This is a genomic window from Haemophilus sp. UMB1048, assembly GCF_030218125.1.
Lineage (GTDB): Bacteria > Pseudomonadota > Gammaproteobacteria > Enterobacterales > Pasteurellaceae > Haemophilus_D.
This window is the reverse complement of sequence record NZ_JASOPB010000002.1, coordinates 184,450-203,639: the sequence shown is the minus strand read 5'-3', so window position 1 is coordinate 203,639 and position 19,190 is coordinate 184,450. Positions and strand designations below refer to the sequence as shown.

16 protein-coding genes are annotated in these 19,190 nt (G+C 38.6%); 6 read left to right on the top strand and 10 right to left on the bottom strand.

Annotation, left to right across the window (positions count from 1 at the left end):
* Positions 1–39: 39 nt before the first annotated feature.
* From QP437_RS02710 to lysS, 3 genes are all read left to right on the top strand, one after another.
* Entirely contained in the window at positions 40–870 is an 831-nt protein-coding gene (locus tag QP437_RS02710; protein WP_336620758.1) for a DUF2806 domain-containing protein, read from the top strand.
* A 9-nt stretch (positions 871–879) separates the two neighbouring features.
* On the top strand, positions 880–2,010 hold the full coding sequence (gene nrdB, locus QP437_RS02705) for a class Ia ribonucleoside-diphosphate reductase subunit beta (RefSeq protein WP_054418800.1): 1,131 nt from the start codon (positions 880–882) through the stop codon (positions 2,008–2,010).
* Positions 2,011–2,287: 277 nt separating this feature from the next.
* The gene (gene lysS / locus QP437_RS02700; RefSeq protein WP_285266867.1) at positions 2,288–3,796 is read left to right on the top strand and encodes a lysine--tRNA ligase; all 1,509 of its coding nucleotides are present in this window, start codon (positions 2,288–2,290) and stop codon (positions 3,794–3,796) included.
* Between the two features lie 138 nt (positions 3,797–3,934).
* Here lysS and QP437_RS02695 read toward each other — a convergent pair whose 3' ends face one another.
* From QP437_RS02695 to pxpB, 6 genes are all read right to left on the bottom strand, one after another.
* Positions 3,935–5,080 (bottom strand): 5-methyltetrahydropteroyltriglutamate--homocysteine S-methyltransferase, encoded by a 1,146-nt coding sequence (locus tag QP437_RS02695; protein WP_285266866.1) that lies wholly within the window; start codon positions 5,078–5,080, stop codon positions 3,935–3,937.
* Between the two features lie 180 nt (positions 5,081–5,260).
* Positions 5,261–6,625: a patatin-like phospholipase family protein gene (locus QP437_RS02690; RefSeq protein WP_285266865.1), complete on the bottom strand. Its 1,365-nt coding sequence runs from the start codon at positions 6,623–6,625 to the stop codon at positions 5,261–5,263.
* Positions 6,626–6,761: 136 nt separating this feature from the next.
* Positions 6,762–7,955, bottom strand: a complete 1,194-nt coding sequence (locus tag QP437_RS02685) for an NRAMP family divalent metal transporter (RefSeq protein ID WP_285266864.1) — start codon at positions 7,953–7,955, stop codon at positions 6,762–6,764.
* A 48-nt stretch (positions 7,956–8,003) separates the two neighbouring features.
* On the bottom strand, positions 8,004–8,741 hold the full coding sequence (gene pxpA, locus QP437_RS02680; protein WP_285266863.1) for a 5-oxoprolinase subunit PxpA: 738 nt from the start codon (positions 8,739–8,741) through the stop codon (positions 8,004–8,006).
* Positions 8,728–9,657, bottom strand: a complete 930-nt coding sequence (locus QP437_RS02675; RefSeq protein WP_285266862.1) for a 5-oxoprolinase/urea amidolyase family protein — start codon at positions 9,655–9,657, stop codon at positions 8,728–8,730. The genes pxpA and QP437_RS02675 overlap by 14 nt, the downstream gene beginning before the upstream one ends.
* Positions 9,654–10,295 (bottom strand): 5-oxoprolinase subunit PxpB, encoded by a 642-nt coding sequence (gene pxpB, locus QP437_RS02670; protein ID WP_285266861.1) that lies wholly within the window; start codon positions 10,293–10,295, stop codon positions 9,654–9,656. Before pxpB ends, QP437_RS02675 begins: the two co-directional genes overlap by 4 nt.
* Before the next feature lie 212 nt (positions 10,296–10,507).
* On the opposite strand from pxpB, the gene fbp reads away from it, so the two are divergent.
* Entirely contained in the window at positions 10,508–11,512 is a 1,005-nt protein-coding gene (gene fbp, locus QP437_RS02665) for a class 1 fructose-bisphosphatase (RefSeq protein ID WP_178161072.1), read from the top strand.
* 92 nt (positions 11,513–11,604) lie between these two features.
* On the opposite strand, the gene lptG is transcribed toward fbp, so the two are convergent.
* Both lptG and lptF read right to left on the bottom strand, forming a co-directional pair.
* Positions 11,605–12,678: an LPS export ABC transporter permease LptG gene (lptG, locus tag QP437_RS02660; protein ID WP_285266923.1), complete on the bottom strand. Its 1,074-nt coding sequence runs from the start codon at positions 12,676–12,678 to the stop codon at positions 11,605–11,607.
* Positions 12,679–12,689: 11 nt separating this feature from the next.
* Positions 12,690–13,781 (bottom strand): LPS export ABC transporter permease LptF, encoded by a 1,092-nt coding sequence (gene lptF, locus QP437_RS02655; protein WP_014065549.1) that lies wholly within the window; start codon positions 13,779–13,781, stop codon positions 12,690–12,692.
* A 105-nt stretch (positions 13,782–13,886) separates the two neighbouring features.
* Between lptF and QP437_RS02650 the strand changes: the two genes are divergently transcribed.
* A complete protein-coding gene (locus QP437_RS02650) occupies positions 13,887–15,362 on the top strand; it encodes a leucyl aminopeptidase (protein ID WP_285266860.1) in 1,476 nt (491 codons plus the stop codon).
* 59 nt (positions 15,363–15,421) lie between these two features.
* Here the strand turns inward: QP437_RS02650 and QP437_RS02645 are convergent, their stop codons facing one another.
* Positions 15,422–16,273, bottom strand: coding sequence for an endonuclease/exonuclease/phosphatase family protein (locus QP437_RS02645; protein WP_285266859.1), 852 nt, complete (start codon positions 16,271–16,273; stop codon positions 15,422–15,424).
* 214 nt (positions 16,274–16,487) lie between these two features.
* On the opposite strand from QP437_RS02645, the gene ytfE reads away from it, so the two are divergent.
* Positions 16,488–17,162 carry an iron-sulfur cluster repair protein YtfE gene (ytfE, locus tag QP437_RS02640; protein ID WP_285266858.1) on the top strand — a complete coding sequence of 225 codons (675 nt, stop codon included), beginning with the start codon at positions 16,488–16,490 and terminating at the stop codon, positions 17,160–17,162.
* Between the two features lie 69 nt (positions 17,163–17,231).
* On the opposite strand, the gene QP437_RS02635 is transcribed toward ytfE, so the two are convergent.
* On the bottom strand, positions 17,232–19,157 hold the full coding sequence (locus QP437_RS02635; RefSeq protein ID WP_285266857.1) for an LTA synthase family protein: 1,926 nt from the start codon (positions 19,155–19,157) through the stop codon (positions 17,232–17,234).
* Positions 19,158–19,190 lie beyond the last annotated feature (33 nt).

The window sequence follows — 19,190 nt, the reverse complement described above, 5'->3', positions numbered from 1 at the left end:
ATAATAAAAAATTATTATTAGCAATAAGGTAGAACAGAAATTCAATTAAAGAAAGAAGAATTAATTGAATTAGAAGAAGCTAAAGTTTATGCAGAATATAATGCAGAAAAATTACGTGAAAAGTTAGATCTTACCTTAGAAAAAAATGAACGTAGTCAAATAATTACTGAAATAGCTACTTTAAAGCACCAAATAGAACAACTTAAAAAGCAACAAAATATTATGTATTCTCTTGTGGAGGGAGTTAAAGAATTTAAGTCTTCCGACTTAAATTCTGAAAATATTGTATTGCCTGAGGATGATTGGTTACAAGACTGGCAAGAAAAAGCATCTCGCTTTTCTAATCAACATGCATATTCCTTATGGGGAAAAATTTTAGCTGGTGAAATAAAAAATAAAGGAACTTTTTCTTATAGAACTCTAGATATTCTTAAAAATTTAACTCAAGAAGATGCGGAGTTATTTTTAAAAGCTGTTAGTATTTCTTTTAGTAGTGCTAACCTTATTTTTATAATAGACTCAATATCTGAGTCAAAAACATTAACTTATGCAAATTGGGCTACTCTGCAAGATATTGGATTAGTAACACAAGTATCTAGCTTACCTCCAGAAATTTCTTATCAAGTCTCTTTAAATACTCCAATGAGAATTGAATCAAGAGATTATACTTTTATAGTTGAAACTAATAATGAGCCATTTGAATTTTTAGAAAGATGTTATATTTTCTCTGAAGCAGGTAAAAGCCTACTAAAAATCATAGATTTTGAAGAGAATTTAGAATATTTCAAATCCATAAAAAAATATTTTGAAGAAAAATATTCTTCTGCAAAAGTTACATTATTAAATAAAAGAGAAACAATCATTACTTAGGATGAAATCATGGCATACACTACTTTCTCACAAAACAAAAATGACCAATTAAAAGAACCGATGTTCTTTGGTCAAAACGTTAACGTTGCGCGTTACGATCAACAAAAATATGAGACCTTTGAAAAGCTCATTGAAAAACAACTTTCCTTCTTCTGGCGTCCGGAAGAAGTAGATGTGTCACAAGACCGTATCGACTACGCGGCGTTGCCTGAACATGAAAAACACATTTTCATCAGCAATTTAAAATATCAAACCTTGTTGGATTCCATTCAAGGTCGCAGCCCGAACGTTGCATTATTACCGTTGGTATCTATTCCAGAATTAGAAACTTGGATCGAGACTTGGACCTTCTCTGAAACCATCCACTCTCGTTCTTACACACATATTATTCGTAACATTGTGAACGATCCATCTATTGTATTTGATGACATCGTAACCAACGAAGAAATCATCAAACGCGCACGTGACATTTCTTCTTACTACGACGATTTAATCCGTGATAGCCAACTTTACAGCTTGTATGGTGAAGGTACTTACACGGTAGATGGTAAAGAATGTGTGGTGACATTACGTAACCTGAAAAAACAACTTTACCTTTGCTTGATGAGTGTGAACGCACTTGAAGCGATTCGTTTCTACGTATCTTTCGCTTGTTCCTTTGCCTTTGCAGAGCGTCAATTAATGGAAGGTAATGCGAAAATCATTAAATTTATCGCACGTGATGAAGCCCTACACTTAACGGGTACACAGCACATTTTAAACATCATGGCTGCGGGTCAAGACGATCCTGAAATGGCAGAAATTGCGGAAGAATGTAAACAAGAAGCCTATGATTTATTCTTAGCGGCAGCAGAACAAGAAAAAGAATGGGCAGATTACTTATTTAAAGACGGTTCAATGATTGGTTTGAACAGAGACATTTTGGTACAATACGTGGAATACATTACCAATATCCGTATGCAAGCCGTTGGTCTTCCACTGCCATTTGGCGCGCGCTCTAACCCAATTCCATGGATTAACGCATGGCTTGTTTCTGACAACGTACAAGTAGCGCCACAAGAAGTCGAAGTGAGTTCTTACCTTGTCGGTCAAATTGACTCTAAAGTCGATACCAATGATTTTGGTGATTTCGATCTTTAATTAATCATTCTACGCAAAGAGCGGTCTGTATTTTCCGAGTTTAAACCCTTTGGAAAATTAACCGCTCTTTTTGTTTGTATGAATATCAGATAATAAACATTTTGATTAAAAAAATAGCACAATTTTGCTTTCCTGCATTTATCACCAACACTTTCCCTATAAAACAGATGACTTCATTAAAAAAGGCTTAACAAAAAACAATGCTATGGGTAGAATAGAAGAAACCTTTTTATTTTCAATAAATCACATTCTAATTACAAACTAGCGAGGTAAGGATATGTCAGAACAAGAAGTGAAAGAATTAGATCTCAATGGCGAAATGCTCGTTCGCCGTGAAAAATTAGCCGCATTACGTGCAAAAGGTAATGCGTTCCCGAATCAATTCCGTCGTGACGCCCTTGCTCAAGATTTACATGATAAGTATGAAGCCGAAGATGGCGAAGTATTAAAAGATAAAGCGATTGAAGTAGCCGTTGCTGGTCGTATTATGACTCGTCGTGCAATGGGTAAAGCCACCTTTATTACCTTGCAAGATATGAGTGGCAAAATCCAATTATATGTTGCTCGTGATAACCTTCCTGAAGGCGTTTATGCCGAAGATGTAGGTAATTGGGATTTAGGTGATATCATTGGGGTGAAAGGGACACTTTTCAAAACTAAAACCAATGAATTAACCATTAAAACAACTGAAGTTCAACTTTTAACCAAAGCACTTCGTCCATTACCAAACAAATTCCATGGTTTAACAGACATGGAGGCACGTTATCGTCAACGTTACTTAGATTTAATTTCTAATGAAGAATCTCGCCGCACATTTATTATTCGTTCAAAAGTGATTGCGGGTATTCGTGAATTCTTTATTTCTAAAGGTTTCATGGAAGTAGAAACCCCTATGCTACAAGTGATTCCGGGCGGTGCATCTGCTCGTCCATTTATCACTCACCACAATGCATTAGACGTTGATATGTATCTTCGTATTGCGCCAGAACTTTACTTAAAACGTTTAGTTGTTGGTGGTTTTGAACGTGTCTTCGAATTAAACCGTAACTTCCGTAATGAAGGGGTTTCTGTTCGTCACAATCCAGAATTCACTATGCTTGAATACTACCAAGCTTATGCGGATTATCATGATTTAATGGATAACACCGAAGAATTATTACGCAAACTCGCGATGAATATTCTTGGTACAACCATTGTGAAATACGGTGATTTAGAATTTGACTTTGGCAAACCATTTGAGCGTATCACATTACATGATGCAACCATTAAATATGGTGCAGATAAAGGTATCGTAAAAGAAGATCTTTATGATTTCGATCGTGCAAAAGCTACCGCTGAACGCTTGGGTATCGAAGTTCAAAAATCTTGGGGCTTAGGCTCTATCGTAAATGCGATCTTTGAAGAAGTAGCTGAACATCACTTAATTCAACCAACCTTCTTAATGGCGCATCCAGCTGAGATTTCACCGCTTGCACGTCGTAACGATGAAAACCCAGAAGTAACTGACCGCTTTGAATTGTTCATCGGTGGTCGTGAAATTGGTAACGGCTTCTCAGAATTAAACGATGCCGAAGACCAAAATGAACGTTTTGATGCGCAAGTCGCAGCGAAAGAAGCGGGTGACGATGAAGCAATGTTTAAGGATGATGACTTCGTAGTTGCACTTGAACACGGCTTACCACCTACAGCGGGTGAAGGTTTAGGTATCGACCGCTTAGCAATGCTTTATGCTAACGCGCCATCTATCCGTGATGTGATCCTATTCCCTGCAATGCGTCAAAAATAATTAAATTGAAATAACATAAAAGGAAGTCTATTGACTTCCTTTTTTATTGTTTAAAAGTGCGGTCATTTTTTACCGCACTTTCATGAAAAAAAGAGATAACCATCTTAACGATTATCTCTTTTACATTCCAATTTGAAATTATTTACCCCAAACTTCTTCCACGATACTACGGATAAATTCGAGTTTCTTCCATTGTTGTTCTTCAGTCAGGATATTACCCTCTTCCGTTGAAGCGAAACCACATTGTGGGCTTAAGCAAAGTTGATTGATATTCACATATTGTGCTGCTTCTTTAATACGAGCAATAATTTCATCACGGTTTTCTAACTCGCCCGATTTAGAGGTGATTAATCCTAACACTACTTGTTGATTTTTAATAAAGCGTAAAGGTTTGAAATCACCTGCACGATCACTGTCGTACTCCAAGAAGAAACCATCCACATTACAGTGGCCAAATAAGGTTTCTGCGATAGGCTCATAACCACCAGCAGAGAACCAAGTTGAACGGAAATTACCACGACAAATATGCATTGTAATCGCTAAATCAGCTGGTTTCGCTGCCACGATTTTGTTTAACATATACACATAATCTTTGGCGATTTGATCTAAATCTAAACCACGCTCAGTATAGGTTTTACGTTTATCTTCCGCACAAAATTCACCCCAGCTTGTATCATCCAACTGTAAGTTACGACAGCCTAATTTATAAAAGATATTCATCGCATCAATATAAGCATCAGCAATATCATCTAATAACAACTGATTGTTATCTTTATAACGTTCAATTGGCTGATAATCTGTGGCTCGTACTGTACAAATTAAATGAAGCATAGACGGAGAAGGAATCGTTAATTTGACTTCAGTCTCCCCTGCTATTTTTTGCAATGAGCGGTAATGTTCAACGAAAGGATGGCTCTCTGAAAAACCAATCTTATCCACAATTTTTAATGTTTTCGGGCGTACATTATCGTGTTTAAATTGCACTGAGAATTTTTCAGCATCCACTTCTTTCACGCCATCTAATGCAGCTAAGAAATCTAAATGCCAAAAAGTACGACGAAATTCACCATCAGTCACCGCATGCAATCCAACATTTTTTTGATGCTCTACCAATTTCGCAATTTCTGCATCTTCAACTTGCGTTAGATCCGTACAAGAAATATCGCCACAACTACATTGATGACGAGCCTGTTTTAAAGCCTCTGGGCGTAAAAAACTGCCTACAATATCAAAACGATATGGCGCAGAAGTACGAATAGTGGCATTTGGAAAAAGTTTACTCATTTTGCTTTCCTATATTTAATTAATTCTAAGATATACTGAGTGTAACAAAATTAACGTCCTCATTAAATATTTAGACGTCTAGATGGATGTGAATTTTATTGTGATTTTATATGAATGGAATTGATATAAAATTTAAAAAGAAAAGTGCGGTCATTTCTAACCACACTTTAAGCCTATAAACTATTGCAATGCTTTCACTGCCTTATAGTATTCTTTTGATTGTTCCAATAAAATCTTAGCCGCTTCGCGCAGTTTATCCACATCCGATTCTGGCAAATATAGCGATGTACCGATATTAAGAACATCATTCTTCAATTGCCCCTCTGGCAAATCTTTTAAATTTAAATTCACAAAATGAGCTTTAATTTTTATTCCTTTTTTACGTTTAGCGTAAGCATTCCATTGATCCGCAAATTGTTGTGAATATTTCACTGTCGATGCTGTCGTTTTATCAATTGGTACATTAATCACTGTATTTACGACATCTTTGATTCCCGGTACATCAGCTGATTTATCAATATCGCTAGTAAGTTCATTTTGAGCATTAACGTTTACCACGACAATATTACGTAAATTATAATTCTTAAGCTCAGTATATAATTTTCGGACACTAAGTAAATTTGACACATCCAATAAGCTAGCCAAACCTAAATTATCCGTTAAGCCACCATCAACTAAGTGCAAATAAGGTTTTTCAGCCTTATTTTGATAAGGCTCCATGCGTTTTTCCATGGCATCAAAGTTACTCAACAACAACCGATTAGGTGGATTCATCTGCATCAATAACTCTTTTTTATTTTCCACGAGGCAGGAACCACCATGATTATTTTGCGTAATCGGTGAAAAAATTAATGGTACGGCGCTTGATGCCGCTACTGCCCGAGCAATCTCAACATCATTTAAATCAACACAAAGCCAATCAAAGAAATCTTGCGTAAAAGAAACTTCCTGTCCTGCTGTCATATCTGTGGCATTAATCACGGCAAAAGGTCCTTTACGTTGTTCAAGATCTGCAAATTTTTTCCCACTATATAAAGCAAGATTGAGCTGTTCCTGCAACAAATCGCTACGACCAAACTGTGGAGAAGTAAGCCGAGGCACATTACTCACCGAAAATACTTCATTGATGACTTTTTTCTGGAAATTCTTTTTCAAAAAAGAATTATTAAATTTAGGGATAATGTCCTGTCCCTCCAAAGCAAAATAGGCTGCTAATACTGAGCCGCCAGACACCCCATACACAATATCAATATTTTGCAATAAGGTGCTACCTTTCTCTGTTGGACGCACTGAGACATTTTGGAATTGCTCTAACACGCCATAACCTAAAGATGCCGCGCGAGAGCCACCACCTGAAAAAGTCATAATCACCAAATTTTCTTTTTGTAATGCTTGCTGCATCGCATTTTCCAAGCGATATCCCTTTTGTGGATCTATTTGCTCAATCGTTTTAGTGGGATGATAAGTAATTGAATTGCAAGCAGAAAGCAAAGCGATACTGCAAGCAAGTAAACTTGATTTGAAAGGAAAATGAGTAAATTTCATAACAGTATTCCTTTACTGTGATTAAATACTTTTAATTCTACACAGATTTAGGGATAAAGAAAGTGCGGTTGATTTTTTTAATATTATACTGAAAACTCTCAGTAAATTCTGACCGCACTTTAGTTTGAAATAAAAACTAACTTACAAAACTAGATACATAAGAAATTATGGTTTTTCCACTTAATATTGCCATAATAATCACTACAAACCAGCCAGCAAAAGCTAAACAAATTGGGTGTTTATAGCTACCAACAATATTGCTTCGATAAGCGGCTAATAAAATCAAGGCTAGTGCTATTGGTAAAATTAAACCATTTAGGGTTCCCACAAAAACCAGTACAGCAGCAGGTTTCCCTACAGTGACAAGAACTGCTGTAGAAACCACTATAAACCCAATAATCCAATAGTTTCTATTTCGTTCAATTGTCGGACAAAGGCTCGTGAGGAATGATACCGATGTATAAGCGGCACCAATAACTGATGTGATAGAAGCTGCCCAAATCACTACGCCAAATAAGATTTGGCCAAAATGGCCTGCCACGTATTCGAAAGGCGTTTCTGCTGGATTTTTAGGATTCAACGGAATCCCTTTGGCGACAACACCAAGCACGGCAAGAAATAATACAACACGCATGGTAGAGGCGATTAAAATAGCCGATACAGAGCTACGACTCACTTCAGCCATTGCTTTTTCACCCTGGATCCCCGCGTCTAATAAGCGGTGAGCGCCAGCAAAGGTAATATATCCCCCTACAGTTCCTCCAACTAATGTCACAATTGCGATAGGATCAACTTGCTCTGGAATAAAGGTACGATATGCTGCTTCTACCACTGGCGGTTCTGTTTTAAACATAACATACAAAGTCAGTGCAATCATAATAAAACCCATTAATTGGGCAAAGCGATCCATTAACAATCCTGCTTCTTTACGTAAAAAAATTAAAATTGCAATGATGCCACTGATAACAGCTCCTGTTTCTGGGGCGATACCAAAGATTGAATTAAGCCCTAGGCCTGCGCCCCCTACATTACCAATATTAAAAGCCAACCCTCCCATCACGATAAGTGACGCAAGAAAATAGCCCGCGCCTGGAAAAACAGCATTAGAAATATCCTGTGCTCGCTTTCCTGATACCACCACAATTCGCCAAATATTAAGCTGAGCACCAATATCTAACAAAATCGATAATAAAATCACAAAGCCAAAACTGGCTAATAAGGTGTTTGTAAAGGTTGCAGTTTGAGTTAAAAAGCCAGGACCAATTGCTGAAGTCGCCATTAAAAATGCCGCACCCAGCACTGCATTTCGGCGGTGATTGATTGATGCCATAAAGCACCTCCCTTGTTAAGTTGATGTTGTGTGTTATGTTTATTCGGCTTATGCCGTTATTGTTATATGATTTTTTTCTAATTCTTCCACAATGCGTGCAGCAAATTGTAGAGAATGTTGATTATCGCCATGTAAACAGATACTTTCTGCTTTTACTGGCACAAGGCTTCCATCAATGGCTTTGACTTGACCTTCTGTTACCATTTGTAACACTTGTTGAATGGTTTCCTCATCAGACTCCACCATTGCATTCGGTTGCGAACGAGGTACCAAACTCCCATCAGGCATATAGTGGCGATCCGCAAAAACTTCAGAAATTGTTTGTAAACCTTCTTCCTCAGCTACGCGTAACATTAAGCTCCCCGCCAATCCCATTAATTTTAAATTAGAATCAAATTGACGAATTGTTTGTGCAATTAAACGGGCTAACTTTTCATCTTTCGCAGCTTGATTGTATAAAGCTCCGTGTGGCTTAACATAACTAATTTCCGTGCCTTCCCCATCACAAATCGCTTTTAAGGCACCAAGCTGATAGCGCAAATGTGCAATTAATTCCTGTTCAGGTAAATCCATCTGAGTTCGCCCAAAATTTTCTCGATCAGGGAAGCCTGGATGAGCCCCAATCCGTACCTGATTTTCTTTCGCAAATCTAACCGCACTTTGCATTTCTTTTGCTCCACCGGCATGTAAACCGCAAGCAATATTGGCAGAAGAAAGCAATTTTAATAAGGCCTCATCAAAAGGAAAACCTTCAGCAATATCGGCATTTAAATCAATTTTTTTCATCGACAATTCTCCTAATTTGATCGAGGTATATCTCATTTTTACGACGTAATTTTGCAGCTTGTTCTAAACTAACGGCCTCGAATTGAATGGTTGAGCCTAAACGTACCTGTGCCAACGCACCAAGATCCGCATCGATCACATTGGCAATTTTGGGATAACCGCCTGTAGTTTGTGCATCAGCCATTAAAATAATTGGTTGACCACTTGGTGGCACTTGTACGCTTCCAAATTGAATCGCGTGAGACAGCATTTCCAGCGGTTGCTTTAATTCTAATTTTTGCCCTTGAAAACGATAGCCCATGCGATCACTGCTACTTTGTAACGTCCATTTACTTCGCCACCAATAATATTGGGATTTTCGTTTAAATGCCTGATATTCAGAGGACGGTAACGCATGAATAGTATGTTTAAGTGGAATAGGTGCAATCCCAATTTCACTACGCAAAATAGGATCATTTACCGTTTGCAGTTGATCGCCCACTTGTAAACCACGTCCTTCTATTCCTCCTATTTGAGCTCGGAGATCTGTACTACAAGAGTTCAATTCTTGGGGTAAGATAAAACCACCTTGAACACATAAATAGCCATACATACCAATTTTTGCACGTATCATTTTCAGAACTTGCCCAGCTCGTGCCTGATAACGCCAGTAAGCAAAAACCGGTTTATCATCTAAGGTCATTTCATAAAATGCCCCGGTGACACAAAAATTCATATCCTGCTGGAATTGCAATGTAATACCACCTAAAGGGACTTCGATTGCCGGGGCTCCCTCTGCATTTCCCAGCAGAATATTGCCTGCTCGTAATGCTAATTTGTCCATTGCCCCACAATGACTGATTCCAAATCGACGTAAACCAAAACGGCCCAAATCCTGAATTGTGGCACGGGATTGCACATCAATAACATGAATCATAATTCAATTCCCTCCACCACAAATTTCACCGTATCTCCTGCTTGTAATAAAGTGGGTTGTGCTTGATTTTTGTCAAAGAGCGCATGCTTAGTATGACCGATTAATTGCCATCCGCCAGGAGAGGAAAAGGGATAAATGCCCGTTTGAGCCCCACCAATACCAACAGAACCGGCAGGAACAAGTGTTCTTGGGACAGCACGACGTGGCGTGTGCAGGCTTTCAGGTAAACCACCTAAATAGGGAAAACCAGGTTGGAAACCAATCATATATACCGTATAAATCGGTTCGCTATGCATTTGAACAATTCGTTCTGGTGTGGTGTCATGTAATTTGGCTACTTCAGATAAATCTTGGCCTAATTCGCCGCCATAAATTACCGGAATTTCGATATGACGACCTTGAAAAGCCGATACTTTCAATTCTCCCCAACGTTGTTCCAAGCGCTGAATAAGCGGCTCAAAATCTACGTAAAAATCAGTGAAGACCGTGAGATTATTCATTCCCACGACAACTTCTACAATATCTTTCTCAGACTGTAGTTGGTTGGCAAACGCCCAGAGTTGGCGTTGTTGTTGAAGTGAAGCTGGTGGCGGTAAAGAGCAAACCACCGCCGACTCGCTGATCGGGGTTATATTCATAAGGTACCCTTTATTCTGATGTTGTGTTATTTGTTATTTTTTTGTTACACCTCTCTTTTAAAGGATATTTATAGGTTTTGTCAAGGTTTTGTATCAAAAATAAAATGTGACAAAGATCTCATTCTTCACATTTTGATCTCAATCAAAAGTGCCAAATAACATATAATAAAAGGGTCTATTATTTATTTAACAATTATAAAAAAGGAATAAACATGAAAACATTGAGTGAATTTATTGTTGAACGCCAAGCGGAGTACCCAAATGCAAAAGGGGAACTTAGTGGTATTTTGTCTTCTATTCGTTTATTAGCAAAAATCATTCATCGTGATATCAACAAAGCAGGTTTAACCAATATTCTTGGTCAGTCTGGTGTCGAAAACGTGCAGGGTGAAAGCCAAATGAAATTGGACTTGTTCGCCCATAACACTATGAATGCAGCCCTTATGTCACGTGAAGAAGTGGCAGGTTTTGCTTCAGAGGAAGAAGAAAGTTTTATCGCTTTTGATACTGAACGCGCTCGTAATGCAAAATATATTATTTTGACCGACCCACTTGATGGTTCATCCAATATTGATGTGAACGTTTCGGTTGGGACAATCTTCTCTATTTACCGTCGTGTATCCCCTATTGGCTCACCTGTTACCTTAGAAGACTTTATGCAACCGGGTAATAAACAAGTGGCTGCGGGTTATATCGTATATGGTTCATCTACCATGTTGGTTTATACCACTGGTCACGGCGTAAATGGTTTCACTTATGATCCATCTATCGGTACATTCTGTCTTTCTCATGAAAATATGCAAATGCCAAAAGAGGGAAAAATCTATTCCATCAATGAAGGACAATATCTCAAATTCCCACAAGGGGTAAAAAAATACATTAAATACTGCCAAGAGGAAGATAAAGCAACTAACCGCCCTTATGCGTCACGTTATATCGGTTCATTAGTGGCTGACTTCCATCGTAACTTATTAAAAGGCGGTATCTATATTTACCCAAGTGCAACTAACTATCCAAATGGTAAGCTTCGTTTGCTTTATGAAGGCAATCCAATGGCATTCTTAGCAGAACAAGCGGGTGGTATTGCCTCTGATGGTTACAATCGAATTTTAGATATTCAACCAACTGAACTTCACCAACGTGTACCACTTTTCGTCGGTTCTGCAGAAATGGTGAAAAAAGCAGAAGAAATGATGAGAGAATTTAAAGAAGATTAAATTCCTAAAGTGCGGTCAGTTTTGACCGCACTTTTTTAGTAAATAAAAAGGCGAACCTTATATGTTCGCCTTTTTCATTAATGGTTTGTTAATTAATCTCGTTTTCTCGCTAGTAGCCACCAAATAATCGCCATAAACAAGAGGCTTGGCATCAGTGCACCTAAAAAGGCCGGTGCATTAAATACCACACTCATTTGTCCAAAAATTTCATTGACGACATAGAACAAGAACCCAAAGCAAATCCCCGTTACGATTCTCGCTCCTGCAGTGACACTACGTAATGAACCAAAGATGAAAGATAACGCAAGCATCATCATTACACCTACAGAAAGGGGCTGAAAAATCTTACGCCAATAGGTTAATTCAAAACGGCGAGAATCCTGTCCTGTTTGTTTTAAGAAAGCAATATATTCATACAAACCGGAAATAGATAATGACGTTGGACGTAATGAAACTGCGCCTAATTTATCTGGCGTTAAGCTTGTTGCCCAATCTTCTGTTAAACGGTTTGTTGTGGTAATTTGTTCTTTTGATACCGCTGAATTATTCACTTGACGCAACTGCCATTGATTATTTTCAGCAGAATATTGTGCTTGATTTGCATGCTTCAAATGAGTGAGATTACGCTGTTCATCAAAGGTATAAATATAAATATCTTCTAATTGTGCATCATCTTTAATTCGACGAACATACACGAAATTATTACCGTCTTTTGCCCATACACCATTTTTTACCGAAAGCATTGAACCACCGGAAAGCGCACGAGTACGCATATCACGGGCAAACTGTTCAGTTTGTGGAATCCCCCACTCACCAATAATCATGGTAAAAAGCACCAGTGGAAGTGCCGTTTTCATGACGGCTAATCCAATTTTAAAGCGAGAAAAACCGGCAGATTGCATGACCACTAATTCACTGCGGCTGGCCAAATTACCTAAAGCAATTAAGGCACCTAACAAAGCAGCCATCGGGAAAAAGGTTTCTACATCTTTTGGCATCGTTAAGCCTGTATAAGCCACGGCTTGCCAAATATCATAAGAACCTTTCCCTACGCTACGGAATTGCTCTACAAATTTGATAATTGCCGAAAGGCCAACCAACGTAAATAACGTGGCAAAAATTGCCCCTAAGATGCTTTTACCGATATAACGATCAAGAGTATTCATTAACATTGTTATTACCCTTTTCTGAATACACGACGGAATTTATGCATAGCAGTGCTATCCCAACTATTCAGCACAATCCCTAAAATTAAAAAGGCGATATTTACCAACGGCATTAACAAACCGGCATCAAGCTTATCAGCCCCCCCCGCAGATTTAAATGAGCTTTGTAACAAGAAGTAAATTAAATAAAGCAATAATGCTGGTAAGATTTTCGCGAAACGACCTTGACGAGGATTCACTTTACTCATTGGTACAGCAATAAGCGCCATTAAAGGCACCGCTAAAATTAAGGTAATGCGCCAATGCAACTCTGCTTTTGCGGCTGCACTTTTATCTTTTAATAATTGCTCAAAAGATAATTCAGCGGCTTCATCACTTTCCGAGTTTGTCTCTTGATGGCCTAAATACGCTTGGTAGTCATCAAAATGTGTAATACGAAAATCAGGAAGCACGGATGTGCCTTCTACACGCAAGGTATTCTGTAAATTCAAGACTTGGTCGCCATTCGGTAACGCTTTTAATTCACCTTTTTCAGCCGTAACCACTGATGGTTTAGTTTGGCCTTTGGCTTTCATTTGGAAAAGATAAACATCACTGATTTGATTACCGTTAATCTTATCAATGAATAAGACGAAATTATTGTTGCTTGTGGACATGAATTGACCAGAAGCCAATGCCCCCATGGTTGGGTTCGCTTTAGCATCTTCGACAATCGCCGCTTGCTTTTGAATGGCCCATGGAGAAAGCCACAATGCATTGTAAGCAGCCAAGCCAGCTGTGAACAAAGAAAGAATTAACGCCACACGAACAAGGATACGTTGTCCCACACCACAAGCCCGCATTACAGTAATCTCACTTTCAGCGTAGAGTCGACCGAAAGTCAGCAAAATGGCGATAAACAAACATAATGGCAACATTAATTGCGCCATCGTCGGCATCCCTAAACCAAGTAAAGAGAACACCAGATCGGCGGGAACCTTACCATTTGCCGCTGAACCAAGTACGCGCACAAGTTGTTGGCTGAAGAAAATTAAAAGCAAAATAAACAAAATTGCAATCTGGCTTTTAAATACTTCCTTTGTTAAATATCGGGTTAATATCATTCTTTTTTTCTAACTAAAAAACACGGGAAACTGGCTAATTTAGATGGCGTATGATACCTTATTTTGACTGATTTAAATAGCAAATTAGCAACATAAGGAAATAACATGAAATATCAAGCAAACTCAACCGCACTTTCTCAATCAACCGATTGCCTTATTATCGGCATTTATGAGAACAATGAATTGACAAAAAGTTTCAATGAAATCGATCAAATCACACAAGGCTACCTCAGCCAGTTAGCTCAAAGCCAAGATCTTTCAGGCAAAATTGGCCAAGCGACTCTGCTTCATTCATTACCTAATCTTGCGACTAAACGCGTGTTAGTCGCAGGTTGTGGTAAAAAAGGCGAAACGACTGAACGCCAATTTAAACAAATCATCCAACGCGTAACCCAAACATTAAAAGAATTAAATATTCAACAAGCGGTGAATAATTTAACGGATGTGGAAATTAAAGATCGCGATCTATTTTGGAATGTGCGTTTTACCGTTGAAACCATCGAACATAGTCTTTATCAATTTGATGAATTTAAAAGTAAAAAAGCGGATGCTATCTCTCTTCAAGAAATCATTTTTAATACCGATGATTCACAAGCTCAACAAGCTATCGCAGAAGCGCAAGCCATTGCAAATGGTGTAAAAGCTGCGCGTAATATCGCGAATATGCCACCTAATATTTGTACACCGGCTTATTTAGCTGAACAAGCTAAAAATTTAACCGAAACATCAGCCGTACTTTCCCTTGATGTGATTGATGAAGAAGACATGACAAAACTTGGCATGAATGCGTATTTAGCCGTATCTCGAGGTTCGCAAAATCCGGCTTATATGTCTATTTTACATTTCAACAATGCACCTGATAAAAATGCGAAACCTATCGTATTAGTGGGCAAAGGCTTAACCTTTGATGCGGGTGGTATTTCGTTAAAACCAGCCGCAGAAATGGATGAGATGAAATACGATATGTGTGGTGCAGCTTCGGTATTTGGTACGATGAAAGCCATTGCAGAATTAAATCTACCACTCAATGTTATCGGTGTATTAGCGGGTTGTGAAAATTTGCCTGATGGTAATGCCTATCGCCCAGGCGATATCCTCACCACAATGAACGGTTTAACCGTAGAAGTATTAAATACAGATGCTGAAGGCCGTTTAGTGCTTTGTGATACATTAACTTATGTTGAACGTTTTGAACCGCAATATGTGATTGATGTTGCAACCCTGACTGGCGCTTGTGTGGTTGCTTTAGGTCAACATAACAGTGGCTTAGTTTCAACTGATGATGCCTTAGCAGAACAGTTATTACAAGCCGCACAGCAAACCACTGACAAAGCTTGGCGTTTACCGTTGAGTGAAGAATATCAAGAGCAATTAAAATCACCTTTTGCCGATTTGGCTAATATTGGCGGTCGTTGGGGCGGTGCAATTACTGCAGGCGCATTCCTCTCTAACTTTACGAAAAAGTACACCTGGGCACATTTAGATATCGCCGGGACAGCTTGGCTTCAAGGTGCAAATAAAGGCGCAACAGGTCGTCCAGTGTCTCTATTAACACAATTTTTAATTAATCAAACCAAGTAATTAACACATAGGGCTAACATAACGTTAGCCCTAAAATTTTCTCAAAATCTGACCGCACTTTATTCCAATTCGAATTCAACCAGTAATGGATTATGATCTGACGAAGTAACCACTTCTGATGTTGCACTCACCACTTTTACGCCTCGCGTAAAAATATAATCAAGTGGATAACCTAAAAATCGCAATCGTTCATCTTGAGATAGCGTCATTGCATCTAGTCCATATTTTTGCATCAAATTATTGACTAAATTCAGACGACGCTCATTCCACGCATTAAAATCGCCAGACATAATGATGGGGCCTTGATGATTTTCCACAAAAGAAAAGAGCTGCTCTAACTGAGTTTGATAAGCGGAAATCCCCCATTCAAAATTAATCAAATGCACATTAATAAGTAGCAAGCTAGCGTCTTTTTCTAATGGAAAACTCATCACACTTGCCACTTTAGGTATTTGTATTAATGGTTCTGCTACGCCACCACCGCAATACCATTCTGGTTGCGTTTTAGTGAATGTCTTGACACCCGATAAGAGATCTTTAAAAGAAAAAGAGGACACAAAAAGTGCGGTCGAAAATGTGTTTAAATTTTGATGCTGCGTTGCCTCTTGCAATAACACAAAATCAGCTTGTTTAGACAATCTCGCTAAATCTTCTTGCCAACCCTTATCTTGCCCTTTATGCACATTCCAATTGACTAAACGAAAATGTGAAGACGTTAATTTAGGCATTAAACCATTAACCTTGTCACATTGCATATTTAGCTTGTTTTCAAAAGGAATATAACTCACTTTTTGTGACGTATTTAATTGGATAAATGTACGTTCAAAAATTGTTAAATTCGCAAAAAAATAGCCGCCACCTAAAATCAGCAATAGTAATCCAACAGCTAAAAATCGATAAATTCGTTTCATCTAAATCCCCTTTCAATGCTCGAATAATAACACCCTATTCAAGCAATGCAACTTTCTCTTTTTAAACACATCAACTCCTAACTATAAAAAGGTAAATTTGAGCCGTCGCTTTGATTTGAATCATACTTTTCTAAAAAAGTCTTTGCATTTTTTTGCTATTGTCATAGTATTTCACTCAACTTTTAACTCTACCTCATCAATAAGGAGATTCATTATGTCTTTTGGAGATAAAAAATTAAGTGAAATCGCAGTCAGCGTACCCGGCTCAACTTCTCTACTTCGTGAATATGATTTGGATTTCTGCTGTGGTGGTTCAGATACACTTGCTCACGCAGCGGCAGAAAAAGGATTAAATTTAGCAGAAATTGAAACGCGCTTAACCGAGCTTCAAAACAGCAAAGCAGAAAACCCGGAAGAATATTGGGTTAATGCAACTTATCCTGAAATTATCGATCATATCTTAGTTCGCTACCATCAACGCCACCGCGAACAGCTTCAAGAATTAATCGTCTTAGCGGATCGTGTAGAAAGTGTTCATGGCGATCGTGAAGATTGCCCAATAGGTGTGGCGGCTGAATTACGCAATGTCTATGAGGATTTGAGCAACCATATGATGAAAGAAGAGCACGTGCTTTTCCCTATGATCAAAGCAGGTAACTATATGATGGCGCAAATGCCAATTCGTATGATGGAAATGGAACACGCAGAACACGGCGAACATTTAGATGTATTAAAATCATTAACAAACAATATGACGCCTCCGGCTGATGCTTGCAATACATGGCGTGCGCTTTACAGCGGCATCCAAGAATTTGCAGATGATTTAATGATGCATATTCACCGTGAAAACAATATTTTATTCCCACGTGTGATTGCTGAAAATCACTAAGAGCAAATCATATAAAGAAAAAGGGCGAAATCATTCGCCCTTTAAAATTAGCCTAAAACTGACCGCACTTTACTTCTCTTCACTGCCTTTATATAAACGGTTTTTATACAAATAGCTACCAAGTAAGGCATGTGCCAAGGCTTCTTTTTTCATTTCTTCCGGCACTTCTTTTTCAGTTAATGTATCTTTTTCTTTATCGTACACATAGCCTTTTGCTTTGCTATTTGGTGTTTGGATAACAACATCGTGATTGCCTTTCATTAAAGCTTGGGTTTGATCAAATTGCATAAAGGCACGATCTGGATTAACGTCTTGCGTTAAATCAAAACCAATCATCGGATAATTACCGCTTACCCCCGCAATAGAAAGTAAGGTTGTCGGCATATCAATTTGACTCACTAAACGACTGTCTCTGCGTGGTGCAACATGATCTCCTAAAATTAATGCAGGAATATGGAAATGCTTAATTGGCACTAAGCTTGCCCCTGCAGCACGGGAGTCGTGGTCTGCAATTACCAAGAACACGGTATCTTTCCAATAATTAGATTGTTTTGCTAACTTGAAGAAATGACCAATCGCATAATCCGCATATTTTGCGCTGTTATTACGTGTTGCTTTTGGTTGTTCGTAAAGCTCAATTTTGCCATCTGGAAACTCGAAAGGATCGTGATTGCTCGAACTAAAAACGAGGCTAAAGAACGGTTTTCCTTCATTATGTAACTGGGTAAAGGTTTCGTTCGCTTTATCAAATAGATCCTCATCACTCACGCCCCAAGTCGCGGTAAATTTTGGATTTTGGTAATCTTTTTGATCGATAATAGTTTGGAAACCATTGCCATAGAAGAAGCTTGCCATATTATCAAAGTGTTTTTCACCGCCATAAATAAAGGAAGTGTTGTAACCTTGTTTGGCAAGTAAATCCGCAATGGTAAAGAAACCACTTTGACTGTTATTCAATTTCACTACTGCTCGTGCTGGAGTGGGTGTAAAGCCCGCTGTGGTGGCTTCAATACCACGAACAGAACGCGTCCCCGTAGCATAAAGATTTTCAAATAACCAACCTTCTTTAGCTAATTTATCAAATTCAGGTGAAAGTGGTTTTCCGCCTAACGTACCCACAAATTGCGCCCCAAAACTTTCTTCCAAAATAATGACGATATTTTTCGGTTTACCTTGGTAAGTGGCTTGGTTTTTCGTTAATGTTGGAATCTTCTCTGAAATATAATCACTTTCAGGACGGCCACGGCTGGCTTTGACAACACGCAACATTTCATCAGTATCCATTTTGCCGTACACCTCGGAAGATGAACCTTCATCTTTAAATTGCTGTGCCGCATAAAGGACAGAATAGCCAGAGTTCAACACTAGAGAATTCACTAAACCATCGGAAGAAAAAGCGACCATTGCAGGGTTAACACCACGGTGTTGGAAACTCGAACGCGCACCTAAAAAAGCAACGGCAATCACAAGCAATGCTACAACAGGGCGTAATTTCCAGCTCATTGGGCGCAAGTTTTTCACCGCATAAGCAGAGAGTTTCCAATAACAGAAGAAAGCCGTAACGGTGAAAATAAGGCTAAAAATGACTGCAGTTAAATGCCCTTCCATCAACATTGAAAAGACTTCTTTCGGATAAATTAAATATTCGATAAACAGACGGTTTGGACGGAAGTCATAGGTTTCGATAAATGCTGGTGTAGCCAGTTCCATAAATAGAATGAACACACTACCGAGAGTAAGCCAAATACGTAAAATCATTTTCCAAATTCGGCTATGATGAAATAGCACTGTAAATAATGCTGGCACACCAAATAAATAGCACAAGGCCACGATATCCATACGCAAGCCTTGCAAAAATAATTGTCCCCATCCCTCTACCGCAGAAACACGGTCTACCTGCCAAATCGCAAGCCCAAGACGAGACAAGGTGAAAATAATCAGATTAATGATGACGAAGAGGAAAATCGGATATAAAGGAGAACGTGTTTGTTTCATTTTGACACTCATAAGTCCTAAGGGAATCGCTAC